Origin of the sequence: Moraxella sp. FZFQ2102 (assembly GCF_024137865.1) — a bacterium.
Taxonomy (GTDB): domain Bacteria; phylum Pseudomonadota; class Gammaproteobacteria; order Pseudomonadales; family Moraxellaceae; genus Moraxella.
The window spans coordinates 1,101,491-1,115,595 of record NZ_CP099960.1 but is presented as its reverse complement, the minus strand read 5'-3'; the positions used below and the strand labels follow the sequence as shown (position 1 = coordinate 1,115,595).

General features: G+C 42.2%; 11 protein-coding genes. 3 read left to right on the top strand and 8 right to left on the bottom strand.

Annotation, left to right across the window (positions count from 1 at the left end):
- Positions 1-15: 15 nt before the first annotated feature.
- Positions 16-1,215: a hypothetical protein gene (locus NGM44_RS05320; protein WP_253224544.1), complete on the top strand. Its 1,200-nt coding sequence runs from the start codon at positions 16-18 to the stop codon at positions 1,213-1,215.
- 8 nt (positions 1,216-1,223) lie between these two features.
- Here NGM44_RS05320 and NGM44_RS05315 read toward each other — a convergent pair whose 3' ends face one another.
- Positions 1,224-1,877 carry an IS1595 family transposase gene (locus NGM44_RS05315; protein WP_253223938.1) on the bottom strand — a complete coding sequence of 218 codons (654 nt, stop codon included), beginning with the start codon at positions 1,875-1,877 and terminating at the stop codon, positions 1,224-1,226.
- Positions 1,878-2,100: 223 nt separating this feature from the next.
- Here NGM44_RS05315 and NGM44_RS05310 point away from each other — a divergent pair, with 223 nt between their 5' ends.
- Positions 2,101-3,018 (top strand): DUF4435 domain-containing protein, encoded by a 918-nt coding sequence (locus tag NGM44_RS05310; protein ID WP_253224543.1) that lies wholly within the window; start codon positions 2,101-2,103, stop codon positions 3,016-3,018.
- 29 nt (positions 3,019-3,047) lie between these two features.
- Here NGM44_RS05310 and acnD read toward each other — a convergent pair whose 3' ends face one another.
- From acnD to NGM44_RS05275, 7 genes are all read right to left on the bottom strand, one after another.
- The gene (gene acnD / locus NGM44_RS05305; protein ID WP_253224542.1) at positions 3,048-5,645 is read right to left on the bottom strand and encodes a Fe/S-dependent 2-methylisocitrate dehydratase AcnD; all 2,598 of its coding nucleotides are present in this window, start codon (positions 5,643-5,645) and stop codon (positions 3,048-3,050) included.
- 39 nt (positions 5,646-5,684) lie between these two features.
- Positions 5,685-6,431 carry a hypothetical protein gene (locus NGM44_RS05300; protein WP_253224541.1) on the bottom strand — a complete coding sequence of 249 codons (747 nt, stop codon included), beginning with the start codon at positions 6,429-6,431 and terminating at the stop codon, positions 5,685-5,687.
- Positions 6,432-6,604: 173 nt separating this feature from the next.
- A complete protein-coding gene (prpC, locus tag NGM44_RS05295) occupies positions 6,605-7,756 on the bottom strand; it encodes a 2-methylcitrate synthase (RefSeq protein ID WP_253224540.1) in 1,152 nt (383 codons plus the stop codon).
- 150 nt (positions 7,757-7,906) lie between these two features.
- Positions 7,907-8,680, bottom strand: a complete 774-nt coding sequence (locus NGM44_RS05290) for a sulfite exporter TauE/SafE family protein (protein ID WP_253224539.1) — start codon at positions 8,678-8,680, stop codon at positions 7,907-7,909.
- Positions 8,681-8,861: 181 nt separating this feature from the next.
- Positions 8,862-9,755: a methylisocitrate lyase gene (gene prpB, locus NGM44_RS05285; RefSeq protein WP_253224538.1), complete on the bottom strand. Its 894-nt coding sequence runs from the start codon at positions 9,753-9,755 to the stop codon at positions 8,862-8,864.
- 240 nt (positions 9,756-9,995) lie between these two features.
- Positions 9,996-10,946 carry a LysR family transcriptional regulator gene (locus NGM44_RS05280; RefSeq protein WP_253224537.1) on the bottom strand — a complete coding sequence of 317 codons (951 nt, stop codon included), beginning with the start codon at positions 10,944-10,946 and terminating at the stop codon, positions 9,996-9,998.
- Positions 10,947-11,291: 345 nt separating this feature from the next.
- Positions 11,292-12,545: an anhydro-N-acetylmuramic acid kinase gene (locus NGM44_RS05275; RefSeq protein WP_253224536.1), complete on the bottom strand. Its 1,254-nt coding sequence runs from the start codon at positions 12,543-12,545 to the stop codon at positions 11,292-11,294.
- A gap of 214 nt (positions 12,546-12,759) precedes the next feature.
- Here NGM44_RS05275 and tyrS point away from each other — a divergent pair, with 214 nt between their 5' ends.
- The gene (gene tyrS, locus NGM44_RS05270; protein ID WP_253224535.1) at positions 12,760-13,968 is read left to right on the top strand and encodes a tyrosine--tRNA ligase; all 1,209 of its coding nucleotides are present in this window, start codon (positions 12,760-12,762) and stop codon (positions 13,966-13,968) included.
- Positions 13,969-14,105 lie beyond the last annotated feature (137 nt).

The following is a 14,105-nucleotide window of genomic DNA, read 5'->3' as shown; positions in this document are numbered from 1 at the left end:
ATTCAAGGCGTGGTTATGATTGAAAGTTTTTCTATTTTTGGTTTGCATGATGAGCGTGATGTAACTATAACCTTTGAGCAAGATAAGCCTTATAAAATCTTAGTGGCAGAAAATGGGTATGGTAAGACTGCCATTCTTAATGCTTTTTATGCTGTTTTAGCAAATGATATTGAGAAGTTAAGAACCGTAAATTTTGATCAAATAGAGATAAAGTTTTTTAATGATTTAGAGATTTACACTATAAATAAGGATGCTTTAATTCCAGAAAATGGAGATTTTTATTTGTGGAAGATGTCTAGAATTTTTGAAAGATACAATATTTATGAAAATCTTGAAGGAATAAGTAAAGATGATAGGTTTGATTTTGTAAATAGTCTCATGTATAAAGACATACAAACAGTAATACAAGTAATTAGAGATAACGAATATCTGTCCGAAAGTATTAAAAATAAATTAGAAACGGCTATTATAGATTTGCGATATTCTATAAAGAATAAAGAATTATCAGCAGATGATAGCACGTCTGTTATGAGTAAAATTTTTGAAAAAATAACAACAATAGGGCTTAAGATATTATATTTGCCTACTTATCGTCGTATTGAAGAAAGTTTCAGTAATTTATACAGAGGAGAAAGAAAATATGAGCCAAAGTTAAATTTTTTGAATTTCGGCATGGATGATGTTGAGCGAAAAATAGGTAAGTTAACTGAAAGTATTAGTGAGTCTTTTAAGTACGAATTCAATAAACTTAATGGTCAAATGCTATCGAGACTTGTTCAGATAAATGAACAAAAATCATCCATAAATAAAGATGATGCAAACATAGATGAAATAAAATTGGTATTAAAAAGATTGTCATCAGATTATTTATCCGATGATGAGAAGTCTAACATCTTATCTATGGTTGATAGTGGTGTAATTCATAATGATGAAAATAGACAATTGTTATATTTTGTAAATAGTTTGGTAGATGTTTATTCGACAGAAAGTGAAAAAGAGCAATTGATTATTGATTTTATTAATATATGTAATAAATATTTAGTTAATAAAGAATTTTATTATGACAATATTAACATTAAGGTTTATATCGTTAGAAAGCATAATAAAAGAAAAATAAATATGCATAATTTATCATCTGGAGAAAAACAAATCATTTCTCTGTTTGCTGATGTGTTTCTTGATAAGGAAGCAAATAAAATAATGGGGCTGTACTAGATAAATCCCTAAACCCCACACCATTTTCTTAACAATCTTAATTGATTGGATGGTGTGCCATAGTTAAATCTAAACTCGCATTCTTTGATAAATAAATGAAAATGCTTTTTGTCAATACCGTTATATTTTCTTAGAATGCGTTTGGATTGCGACCAAAAGTTTTCAATGCCGTTAATATGATTATGATTGTTTGCAAATTCTTTGGAATGATTAATTCTAAAGTGTTTAAAATCACTCACATCTAAAGCATTATAACTTCGATAGCTATCTGTATAAACCACGCTATCAGGTTTGATTTTACTGGCAATAATAGGCATTAATGTCTTAGCTTTGGTATCTTTAACACAGGCAGTATAAACCTTACCATTGCGTTTTAAAAGACCAAATACGGCAACTTTGCCAGCAGCAGCACGCCCACGCTTGCCTTTACGAATGCCACCGAAATAGCTTTCATCCAATTCTACTTCACCGTCAAATAATTCACAAGCTTCAAGGTTTAAGCGATATTCAATCACCAAGCGAATTTTATGATAAAACAAAGCAGCTGAATTATGATGTATCTCTAACAAATCAGCAGCTGATCTTGCGGTGACTTCAAGCACAAAAAATTCAAGCAGTTTAACTTGAACTTTTTTACTTAATTTACAACGGGTTATCTTCATAAAACTAGTATAGCATTATTGCTAATCTAGTACAGCCCCAAAATAATTTTTTTCGATGAGCCTGAATTATCGCTATCTATTGAATGGCAAAAAATGATTTTAAAGGATATTATTGATTCGAGAAAATGTAAATTTCTGTTTGCCACAACACACTCTCCATTTATTTTTGACCAATTGATTGAATATACCTCAGATTTAAGTGAGTATTCAAGGGAGGTATAAAATGAATCGTGTTCAATTTATGCGAGAGCAGAGTCAAATTACATCCGTTAATTTTAAAAATTTTATGAGTGTTATTAAAAACAATCAACTTCCTGTATGTTTTGAAGGAAAAGATGTTAAATACTATAGAAGTCGTATAGAGCAATATTTAACAGAAAATTTTGGATATATACCATGTAATGGCAAAAGTAAAGTCTTAGAATTAAGGCAAGAAATTAGCAAAAATCCACAATATAGAGATAAGTTATGCCTTTATTTTGTGGATTGTGATTTCGATGATAATAGTGACATACATAATCAAGATGATGTGTATATCACTCCTTGCTACTCTATTGAAAACCTTTATATTGCGGATAGAGTTTTTGAAAAAATACTTAGTGATGAGTTTGGTATTAATCCAAATGATGGTGAGCAATTTGAGTTATTCTCTAAAATATTATCAGAATACAAAGAAAGAAAACGAGAGTTTTTTCAGTGTATAGAAGAGTTTAACTTTTATGTTTATTTGATAAAAATGAATCAAGCTAATATATCATATAATGATATAAAAATATTCAATTTGGTTAGGATTGAGGTTGACTCTGTAACTCAAAATTATACTTGTATATCAGAAGTGCTAAAAGATATCGATTTAAATAATTTTGATTTATCAATGGCTCAAACATATTTTTCTGACAAAGAACCTGAAAGGCATTTTCGTGGGAAAAATAATTTTCATTTTTTGGAAAAATTCTTAACAAAACTACAAGAAGATGCTAACAAGAAAAATAGTAGGAAAATTTTTCCAAGAAAAATGAGTATCTCATACACTACTCAAAATTTGTTATCTAGTTATAGTAAATATGCCGAAACACCACAGTGTTTAATAGATTTCTTAAAAAAGTACAAACCATTATTGGAGGAAGAAAAGACTAACTAATTTGTTAGTCTTTTCTTGTATTTAGCTTTTTACTTCGCCAAAAACTCTTTTGCAAACTGCTGAAGTACACCACCTGCATTATAGGTTTTGACTTCTGCATCGCTATCCAAACGGCAAGTAACAGGCACTTCAACCATTTCACCATTGGCACGCTCCACCACAAGGGTCACATCACCACGCGGTGTTAAATTACCAATCACGCTATAAGTTTCTGTACCATCAAGTTTCAGCGTTTTACGATTCACTCCATCTTTAAATTGAAGTGGTAACACGCCCATACCAATTAAGTTCGTACGGTGAATACGCTCAAACCCTTCAGCCACAATCGCCTCAACCCCTGCCAAACGCACGCCTTTGGCTGCCCAATCACGGCTTGAACCTTGACCATAATCTGCCCCTGCGACAATAATCAACGGTTGTTTACGGTTCATATAGGTTTCAATCGCTTCCCACATCCGCATGACTTTGCCATCAGGTTCAACACGAGCAAGCGAGCCTTGTTTTACCGAACCATCATCATTTAACACCATTTCATTAAATAATTTAGGATTGGCAAGGGTTGCACGTTGAGCTGTTAAATGGTCGCCACGGTGCGTTGCATAACTGTTGAAATCTTCTTCAGGTACGCCCATTTTTTCCAAATATTCCCCTGCTGCCGAATTGCGCACAATCGCATTTGATGGTGATAAATGGTCAGTGGTGATATTATCAGGTAAAATGGCAAGCGGACGCATATGCGTGAGTGTGCGTGGAGCAGCCAAAGCCCCTTCCCAATATGGCGGACGGCGGATATAAGTGGACATTTCACGCCAGTTGTATAATGGGCTTTCTGCTTGCTCAGCTTGACCTAAATCAAACATTGGGATATAGACTTTGCGGAATTGTTCAGGTTTAACAGAAGACTGCACCAAAGCATCAATTTCTTCATCAGAAGGCCAAATATCTTTAAGATAAATTGCCTTACCATCTTTATCAAAACCTAACGCATCATTTTCAATATCAAAACGAATCGTTCCTGCAATCGCATAGGCAACCACAAGTGGCGGACTGGCTAAGAAAGCTTGTTTTGCATATGGGTGAATACGTCCGTCAAAGTTACGGTTACCAGAAAGTACCGCCGTTGCATATAAATCACGGTCAATAATTTCTTGTTGAATTTTCGGGTCTAATGCACCTGACATACCGTTACAGGTCGTACACGCATACGCCACGATACCAAAGCCCAATTTTTCTAAATCACCTAGTACGCCTGCTTCTTCTAGGTATAATGCCGCTGCTTTTGACCCAGGGGCAAACGATGATTTCACCCAAGGTTTACGAGTCAGACCAAGCTCATTGGCTTTACGAGCAAGCAAGCCAGCTGCAACGGTATTGCGTGGGTTTGATGTATTGGTACAAGACGTAATCGCTGCGATAATGACCGCACCATCAGGCATTAAGCCATCTTCACGATTTTCCACGACACCTGCAATGCCTTTAGCTTTTAAATCACTGGTAGAGACACGTGCGTGTGGGTTGCTAGGGCCTGCGATATTGCGTGTTACGGTTGATAAATCAAAACGCAATACTCTTGGATATTCGGCTTTGACCATATCACTTGCCCAAAGACCAGTTGTTTTTGCATATTGCTCAACCAATTTAACTTGTTCAGGCTCACGACCAGTCAAAGTCAAATAATCAATGGTATTTTGGTCAATGTAGAACATGGCAGCGGTTGCCCCATATTCAGGTGTCATATTGGAGATGGTCGCACGGTCGCCAACAGACATACTATCCGCACCTTCACCAAAAAATTCCAAATACGCACCGACGACACGCTCTTTACGCAAAAATTCAGTTAAAGCAAGGACAATATCCGTTGCGGTAATGCCTGCTTTACGCTGACCGACCAATTCTACACCAATAATGTCAGGCAAACGCATCATTGACGGATGTCCAAGCATGACTGTTTCTGCTTCTAATCCGCCCACACCCACAGAAATCACCCCTAATGCGTCGGTATGTGGCGTATGGCTATCTGTACCGACACAAGTATCAGGGAAAGCAACACCCCTGCCGTTTTCGTCTGGGCGATTTTGAATCACAGGCGACATTTTTTCCAAATTGATTTGGTGCATAATGCCGTTACCTGCTGGAATCACATCGACATTTTTAAATGCGGTTTTTGTCCAGTCAATAAAATGGAAACGGTCATCATTTCGGCGGTCTTCAACAGCACGGTTTTTAGCAAATGCGTCAGGGTCAAAACCGCCATATTCTACGGCTAATGAGTGGTCAACAATCAGTTGTGTTGGTACCACAGGATTGACTTTAGCAGGGTCGCCCCCTTGCTCAGCAATCGCATCACGCAAACCTGCTAAATCAACCAATGCCGTTTGCCCTAAAATGTCATGGCACACCACACGAGCAGGGTACCAAGGGAAATCCAGTGTCTGCTCACGGTTGATGAGTTGACCTAGATAATCAGCCAACTTTTCAGGTTCGGCACGGCGAACGAGCTGCTCTGCTAAGACCTTAGAAGTATAGGGCAAGCCATCATAACTGCCTGCTTTGACATCTTCGACGGCTTGACGAACATCATAAAAATCAATGTTTTCGGTTAGGGGTTTGCGGTATTGGCTAGTCATTTTGGCTATACTCCTGTTTTATCTAAGGTAAAAAATTAATTACTGTGGTAATTGACCCAAGATTCCTAATCCTTGAGCTTGATGAATGGATAATTTGCTAAACTCTGTTGGATTTTGACCTGTTAATAACTCATTGATTTTAGCGGGTATGTCTTCATGATTAACGCCCAAATACTCGCTATTTTCTTGATTTTTATCAAAATCATCATAAATCGCTTCAATGGCTTGATTTAGATTTAAACCACTAAGATTAGGAAGTTTTAATTGCCTTTCTGCTGGAATTTGCTGACCAATGTTATAAAAATAGCGTTCATCTTCATCATTGCTATACTGAAAATATCGCACAATTTCATTATCTTGGACGATTTTCCAAGCAACTGCATCAACAACTCGATAACTTGTAAATGCAAAATAATTATCTACCAAACTATGAATTAAATTTAAATCTTCATTTACTGGAACAATGATATAAATATAATCATTTAAATTTGGCGTGATAAATACAGTAGAACTTTGCTGATAATCTTGATTTAGCGTTGTTAAACCATCATTCCAAGATAACTGCTTTTGCTCTGTCAATTTTAAATGCTTTGCAATATCTTGTAGGGTTAAATTTTTTCGGGTTAGTTCATGATTGCTGATGACATACCAAGTTGTCTTGTAACCAAAACTTTCCAAAGCTTCACTGCTTTTGATTTCTTGATAGGGTGTATTAGTATTGATTGACTCAGCATGGGCGGTTGATAGCCCTAAAAAAGTCAATAAAGTAGAAAATATAGCTTTCATTATTACCCTTCGGTTACTTAAGTTTATTGCTGTTGGCGAGTGGTTTGTAGTGTTGGCTAGTCATTATACCCATTTCAAAAAAATTGGCTAATAAAAATAAAACAATCCAAAAAGCCACCCAAAACACTTGGGCTTTAGGTGGCTTTTGTCTATGATATCAGGTTAATCAATGATTAACGCTTATCCATCGGTACAAATGCCAAATCATCTGGGCCAGTGTAGTTGGCTGATGGGCGGATGATTTTGCCGTCTTGGCGTTGTTCGATGATGTGTGCTGACCAGCCTGTGGTACGAGCAATCACAAACAGCGGAGTGAACATCGCTGTCGGTACACCCAATTTTTGGTATGACACGGCTGAGAACCAGTCTAGGTTCGGGAACATTTTTTTCTCGTTCCACATCAGGGTCTCTAGGCGTTCAGCGACATCAAACAGTAGCATATCGCCACTTTCTTGTGACAGCTCACGAGCCACTTCTTTGATGACGACATTGCGTGGGTCGCTGACGGTATAGACAGGATGACCAAAGCCAATCACGATCTCTTTACGGCCGATACGCTCACGGATGTCTGCTTCAGCTTCGTCGGCACTGCGATAGCGTTTTTGGATGTCATAAGCGACTTCGTTGGCACCGCCGTGTTTCGGGCCTTTTAGTGCACCGATTGCACCAGAGATGGCAGAGTAGATGTCTGAGCCTGTACCTGCGATGACACGCGCGGTAAAGGTCGATGCGTTGAACTCATGCTCAGCATATAGGATGAGCGAGATGTGCATCGCTTTGATTTGTGCTTCGGTTGGGCGTTTGTCATGCAACAGGTGTAAGAAGTGACCGCCGATGCTGTCTTCGTCGCTCTCTAGATCGATGGTTTTGCCGTTTTGGGTGTATTGGAACCAGTACAGCAGGATTGAGCCTAGACAAGCGATCAAGCGGTCAGCGATGTCACGAGCTTCTGATGCTGGCTGAGATTCACGCTCAGGCAGGGTACAGCCCAGTGCTGATACGCCAGTACGCATCACATCCATTGGGTGCGTGTGGGCAGGTAGGTTCTCTAGAACATGGCGGACACGCATCGGTAGGTTGCGGTAGGCTTTAAGCTTCGCCTTATAAGCAGCCAGTTCAAATTTATTCGGCAGATGACCGTGGATCAATAAGTGCGCAACTTCTTCAAATTCGCAGTGCTTGGCAAGGTCTAAGATGTCATAGCCACGATAAGATAGGTCATTACCCGAGCGGCCGACGGTACATAGGGCGGTGTTGCCAGCAGCGACGCCAGATAGGGCAACGCTCTTTTTTGGTTTTGGGGTGGTGACGGTGGTGTCTGTCATGTCTGATCTCCTTATTAAATGACAGTGCCTTGCCAGTGTGCGAAGTTGCCAAACTTAAAGCTGCTTGCAATCCTTGACAAGACTTTTTTAGCGAAGGGTTTGTGGCAAAACCATGCCATCAATATTCTATTGGCTAAGCAGTCTTGCTACTTACGCCATCAATTTTACAATGCCAGTTTGTCCAATTTTCAATGCCAAAACCAGCAAAATCCCAAAAATCAGCAGTTTAAACACGCTTGGGCTGATCTTTTGGCGAAAATAAGTGCCAATGAACAATGCCGCCATCGATACGATGGTCAAGATGGCAAGTAGGCTCAATTCTTGTTTGCCAAATGCCAAATATTGCTCCTTGAGCATTACGATCTGCACCACTTTGCCAAGCAGATAGCATAAGTTACTGGCTTTAGCGATGGTGTTCTTATCATCGCTGTGGCTGAACAGATAAATCAGCAAAATCGGCGACATGGCATTGGTTGCGCCACCGACGATCCCAGCGATAAGCCCAAAGATTACCATACTCACCGTACCTGTCGGCACCGTGATGGGGCGAGCCTTACCTATCACGGTCAATAGCCCATGCCCTGCGTAATACAGCGTCACTGCCGCCATCATCAGATACAGATACGCTGCTGGCAGTATCAGTAGCAGCTGCACGCCGATGATGCCACCGATGACACTTGCGATGGCAAGCAGCTTATATCGATCCAGATAATACCCAAGCTCAGCGATGATGCCGCGTGTATTATTGGTACACAGCACAAGCAGGCTCATCAATAGGCTTGGCACAGCGACCATTGCCACAGCTTGGGATAATGGCACCACAAAGCTTAAAGCCGATGTGCCGATCATCGGAAAGCCCATACCTGTCATGCCATGCAGGATGCCTGCGATGGCAAAGATCAGGATTTGGATGACATCGTTCATGCTAACTATTTCCTACAGATAATTTTCTTAAAAAATCTTAGCATAGTTATATCATCATATTCAATGCGTAAGTGGCATTGTGTGGGCGTGCGGTCTGCCAACTTTGAAATGATGGTTATTGCTTGTCTTATTTCAAATTGGTTTGACCATTAATTAACACCCGATTGATCACTGCTTGTCATTATTTCTTGGCAGCAAATAACTCATCCAGCTTTTGTTCATAGCTGTGATAATTTAGAAAATCGTACAGCTCCATGCGTGTCTGCATGGTATCGACGACCGATGTTTGCACGCCTTCATTCTTAAGCACTTGATAGACATTGAGTGCTGCTTTGTTCATCGCGCGAAACGCCGATAGCGGATACAGTACCATGTCCACACCCACCGCATATAGCTCATCGGTGGTGTACAGGTCAGTTTGACCAAACTCTGTCATGTTTGCAAGTACAGGAATGTCTAGCACATCTGTGAATTTGCGATACATTGAGATATCGGTCAAAGCTTCGGCAAAGATCATGTCGGCACCGGCTTCTTGGAAAGCCACAGCACGCTCAACGGCGGCATCCAAGCCTTCGACAGATAGGGCATCGGTACGAGCCATCACCACAAAGTCAGGATTAACTTTGGCATCTAAGGCGGCTTTTAGGCGATCGACCATCTCAGCAGTTGAGACGATTTCTTTGTTTGGGCGATGACCACAGCGTTTTTGGGCGACTTGGTCTTCGATATGCACGGCAGCGACACCGGCTTTTTCCATTTGTTTGATGGTTTGGGCGATATTGAATGCACCACCCCAACCAGTGTCAATGTCCACCAGTAGCGGGGTATCGACAGCATTGGTGATGCGAGTGGCATCGGTCAGTACATCGTTTAGACTGGTCATGCCAAGGTCAGGCAGACCAAATGAAGCGTTAGCGACACCGCCGCCAGATAGGTAGATGGCCTTGTGGCCGACTTGGGTTGCCATCATGGCAGTGTAGGCATTAATCGTACCGACAATTTGCAGTGGCTTGTTGTTGGCTTTTTCGCTAGCGATGGCGTCGCGGAAACGGCGACCTGCAGAAACTTGGCTCATGACTTCTTCCTTAAGTGACATCAACGAAAATTGTTATGATATGACGCAATATTACCCCAATTTTTGGCATTTGTCTGTAGGGGAAATTGCCCAAATTTGGGGAATGTCGGTCAAAGAAGCCTTATTTATGCATAATATGCATAATATCAGCCGAATTTTACATAAGATTTATCATGTTTATGCAAGCATTAAATACTTTTTGCAATATTCAGAAATATTTAGTTACAAAAACATAACAAATCAATCGGCAAATTTAGCCATCAATGGTTTAGGTGCGCTGATGCCGTGGCGTTCATAGACGCTTAAGATCGCACGGTGCAGGGCGTCGATGTGTGGGATAGGGTTGTGCGCCAAGGTGCTGATGTACATCGGCGATGTGAAATCATGCGCCAATGGCAGATAGCAGATCTGTTCTGTGCGCACGGTTTTTAGGCTGTCAGGCACGATGGTAAAGCCTTCGCTGGCAGCCACCATCGCCAGTGCCACTTGGATATCACGCACACGGATGCTGTTTTTTGGCTGAGTTTGGGTCTGCTCAAACAGCTGCAGCAGTGGATCGGTTTCTGCCAGATTGCCCACAGGATTTGGGGTTTTGTGATACAGGATCAGCGTGTCATTATTCAGCATCGACAGCGACACAGGCTCAGTAAGCTTGGCAAGCGGATGCCATTTTGGTACAGCCAACACAAATGGTTCGTGACGCAAGAATGTCTGCTCAACCAAGCTGTCTTGGCAAGCAAAACGCCCAAAACCAACATCAATCTCGCCTGATTTGAGTGCGGCGATCTGCTGAGCAAAACTCATCTCAATCACTTTGATGTCAAAATCAGGATGCACATCCAAATTTTGGCGCAGCTGTGAAATCACTTCAGGCAACAGCCCATACAGCACCGAGACCACCGAGCCGATAACCAAGCGATGCTGACGACCTTCGCCGAATCGACGCGTCAAAGCCATCGCCTGCTCCAGCTCATGCAAAGGCTGCTTGACATGGCGATACAAAAACTCACCAGCGTCCGTTAAGGTCATCGGACGGTGATGGCGTTCAAAAAGTGAGACTTGCAAAGTGTCTTCAAGTTGCTGGATTTGGCGGCTTAAAGAAGGCTGGGATAAACCCAAAACTTTTGCAGATTGACTGACGCTGCCTGTCCCTGCCAAATGCATGAAATAACCCAATTGCCGAAATTCCATACAACCTCCATTGGAAAAAATACTGTTAATATATTACATCTTATATCTATGATAATACCACTATTTGCAACAATTGCCAATCTTTTGCGCGCTATATATTTTCATTATGATAAAGATAAATTTTACAGTATTCATTTTTCAAATAATCTTATCAAAATTGACTATACAAAATGCCTTTTTGGTAATAAATTCCCAATAAAATCAAGTATCATTATCATCTAAATTTTTAAAACCATTGTTTAATTAACATTATAAAATACTATTAAAACCCTAGAATTTGACCAACAAAAAGCCCAAGCTTGTCACTTGGGCTTTGATGAGTGAAATCTGTGTCGGTATTGTCGATCAAAAACACACCTGACCCAAGACCACCGCCTTATCCGCGCCTGTCACGGCTGGGACATTGCCAGTGCGTGCTAGGATATTTTGGCGCGCCAACCACGCAAACGCCATGCCTTCGACCAAAGACACATCCACGCCAAGGCTGTCTGTTGGCATCACTGTCATCATCGGTAGATGCGCAGCAAGGCGGCTCATCAGATAGCCATTGCGCGCGCCGCCACCGCAGACGAGCAGCACGCCAGTATCACCAAAGCGTGCGATCTCACGCGCGCTGCTGATGGCGGTCAGCTCAGCGAGTGTGGCTTGTACATCGGCAGGGCTGTAGCGTAAGTTTGGATGATTGTACGACAGCGCAAGCAGATTGTCATCGAGCCAGTCTAAGTGAAATTCTTCACGCCCTGTGCTTTTTGGTGCAGCTTTGGCAAAAAATGGATGAGTAAGCAGGCGTTCAAGCAGCGGCACAATCACCGCACCCGACGCCGCCCACGCGCCATCTTTATCATACAGCCGTCCTGTATGGCGCGCGATCCACGCATCCATGAGCAGATTTGCCACGCCAGTATCAAAGCCCATCGGCGTGCCGAAACCATCATGATCAAGCACGGTGATATTAGCAATGCCACCAAGGTTTAGCACTGCTTTGATGTCAGCGACCGCGCCGAACATCGCTTGGTGAAACGCAGGCACGAGCGGCGCGCCTTGACCGCCCACCGCCATATCACGGCGGCGAAAATCACTGACCACCGCGATGCCTGTCTGCTCAGCAAGCACATTAGGGTCAAGTAATTGTAAGCTGAATGCCCATTGCGGACGATGACGCACTGTCTGCCCATGACAGCCGATCGCTGAGACTTCATCGGCAGAGACGCCCGTTTTATCAAGCAGCTCAATCACCACCTGCGCGGCAAAATGCCCATAATACACGCTCGCCCAGCCAAAGACATCAAGCTCACTTTCAAAGGCAAAGTCATGGGCACTAATCCAGTCAGCCACCCTATTTGGCGTGGTCAAGGCAAGCAAGGCTGCACGCAGATCGTCGGGAAATGGTAAGCTGTGACTGCCAATGATTTCAACCGTGCGACCATTGTTATCATCAAAAAATTGACACAGCACCGCATCCATGCCATCAAGGCTGGTGCCGCTCATCATACCAATAAAATAAGGCGATGCTGCAAGTGGATCATCATCTAAGGCAGAGTTAGACGAAAGCTGTTCATCAAAAAGTGCATTCAAATCAGCAAAAATATCAGGATTCATGGCAGTTTTCCAATTTATTATTTATCAATAAGCATAGCAAATTTTAACGCATTTCGATATGAAAAATTAACACGCAGCGATGAAAATTATGCCAAATACAGTGCAGGGATTTGGCATAAAGTGCGTTAAACTGCCAAAAATGTATTGTGAACTTTGTGCATAATTTTGTTATAATCAAGCGATGTGTGATTTTTGAGACAATTAAGGCAAGATTATGAGTAATTTTTTATCCCCAGAAGAGCAATTGGCACTGATCAAGCGCGGTGCGGATGCAATTTATTCAGAAGAAGATTTATTGGCAAAATTAAAAGAAAACCGCCCACTGCGCATCAAACTTGGTATGGATCCGACCGCACCAGATTTGCACTTTGGGCATACGGTGGTTTTGAATAAACTGCGTCATTTTCAGGATTTGGGGCATGAAGTGCTGTTTTTGATCGGGGATTATACCGCGCGTATCGGTGATCCGACGGGCAAGAATAACACGCGTCCGCCGCTGTCTGAAGAGCAAGTGCAACAAAATGCTAAGACCTATGCTGAGCAGGTGTTCAAGATTTTGGACAAAGACAAGACTAAGATTGTCTTTAACTCAGAATGGTTCGGCAAAATGTCAGCAGGGGATATGATCGCCTTGGCAAGTCAGGTGACGGTGTCGCGTATGCTTGAGCGTGATGATTTTAGCAAGCGTTATGCATCGCAGACGCCGATTGCGATTCATGAATTTTTGTACCCATTGGTGCAGGGCTATGATTCGGTGGCGCTACAGGCGGATGTGGAGATTGGCGGTACGGATCAGACCTTTAATATTCTGATGGGTCGCACACTACAAGGTCGCTACAATCAAGCTGCGCAGGTATGCATCACCATGCCGATTCTGGAAGGCTTGGACGGCGTGCAGAAGATGAGTAAATCACTGGGCAACTATATCGGTATCGACGATGTTGCAGGCGTGATGTTCCAAAAAATTCTATCCATGCCAGATACGCTGATTCCCCGCTATTTTGAGCTATTAAGCTTTAAGCCGATGGAAGAAGTCAATGCGCTGCTTGATGAGATGGCAAAAGGTCGCAACCCCCAAGAGATCAAACGCATCCTAGCGCTTGAGCTGATTGAGCGTTTCCACGGTAAAGAAGCTGCCGAGAATGCGCACAAATCAGCCGGCAACCGCCTAGCCGATGGCGAGCTGCCAGTGGATCTGCCCGAAGTGACACTGAGCCTTGGCGAGCAAGATAAGCTATTCATCACCCAAGTGCTGAACCAAGCAGCATTGGCGAAAAATAGCGCACAAGCCAAAGATATGCTATCGCGTGGCGCGGTGAAAGTCGATGGTGAAGTGGTGGATGCCAGCTTCTCATTATCAGCAGGGCAAACGGTCGTCATCCAAGCAGGCAAAAAAGCCTATGCACGCGTGACGGTAGCCTAATCATTCGATTAAACTGTTGCATAAAACTACCAAAAAAGCCAAGTATCCCGCTTGGCTTTTTTATCACCACCATTTTATTATAATCCAAACCCAAAAAAATCCCCTTAAAAACCAACCACTTACAAACTTTCTCCCCT

Excerpts from the sequence above, each read along its gene's own strand:
- NGM44_RS05320 (WP_253224544.1), top strand. The coding sequence starts at position 16 with ATGATTGAAAGTTTTTCTATTTTTGGTTTGCATGATGAGCGTGATGTA.
- NGM44_RS05280 (WP_253224537.1), bottom strand. The coding sequence starts at position 10,946 with ATGGAATTTCGGCAATTGGGTTATTTCATGCATTTGGCAGGGACAGGC.
- NGM44_RS05300 (WP_253224541.1), bottom strand. The coding sequence starts at position 6,431 with ATGAAAGCTATATTTTCTACTTTATTGACTTTTTTAGGGCTATCAACC.
- prpB (WP_253224538.1), bottom strand. The coding sequence starts at position 9,755 with ATGAGCCAAGTTTCTGCAGGTCGCCGTTTCCGCGACGCCATCGCTAGC.
- NGM44_RS05315 (WP_253223938.1), bottom strand. The coding sequence starts at position 1,877 with ATGAAGATAACCCGTTGTAAATTAAGTAAAAAAGTTCAAGTTAAACTG.
- NGM44_RS05310 (WP_253224543.1), top strand. The coding sequence starts at position 2,101 with ATGAATCGTGTTCAATTTATGCGAGAGCAGAGTCAAATTACATCCGTT.
- tyrS (WP_253224535.1), top strand. The coding sequence starts at position 12,760 with ATGAGTAATTTTTTATCCCCAGAAGAGCAATTGGCACTGATCAAGCGC.
- prpC (WP_253224540.1), bottom strand. The coding sequence starts at position 7,756 with ATGACAGACACCACCGTCACCACCCCAAAACCAAAAAAGAGCGTTGCC.
- acnD (WP_253224542.1), bottom strand. The coding sequence starts at position 5,645 with ATGACTAGCCAATACCGCAAACCCCTAACCGAAAACATTGATTTTTAT.
- NGM44_RS05290 (WP_253224539.1), bottom strand. The coding sequence starts at position 8,680 with ATGAACGATGTCATCCAAATCCTGATCTTTGCCATCGCAGGCATCCTG.
- NGM44_RS05275 (WP_253224536.1), bottom strand. The coding sequence starts at position 12,545 with ATGAATCCTGATATTTTTGCTGATTTGAATGCACTTTTTGATGAACAG.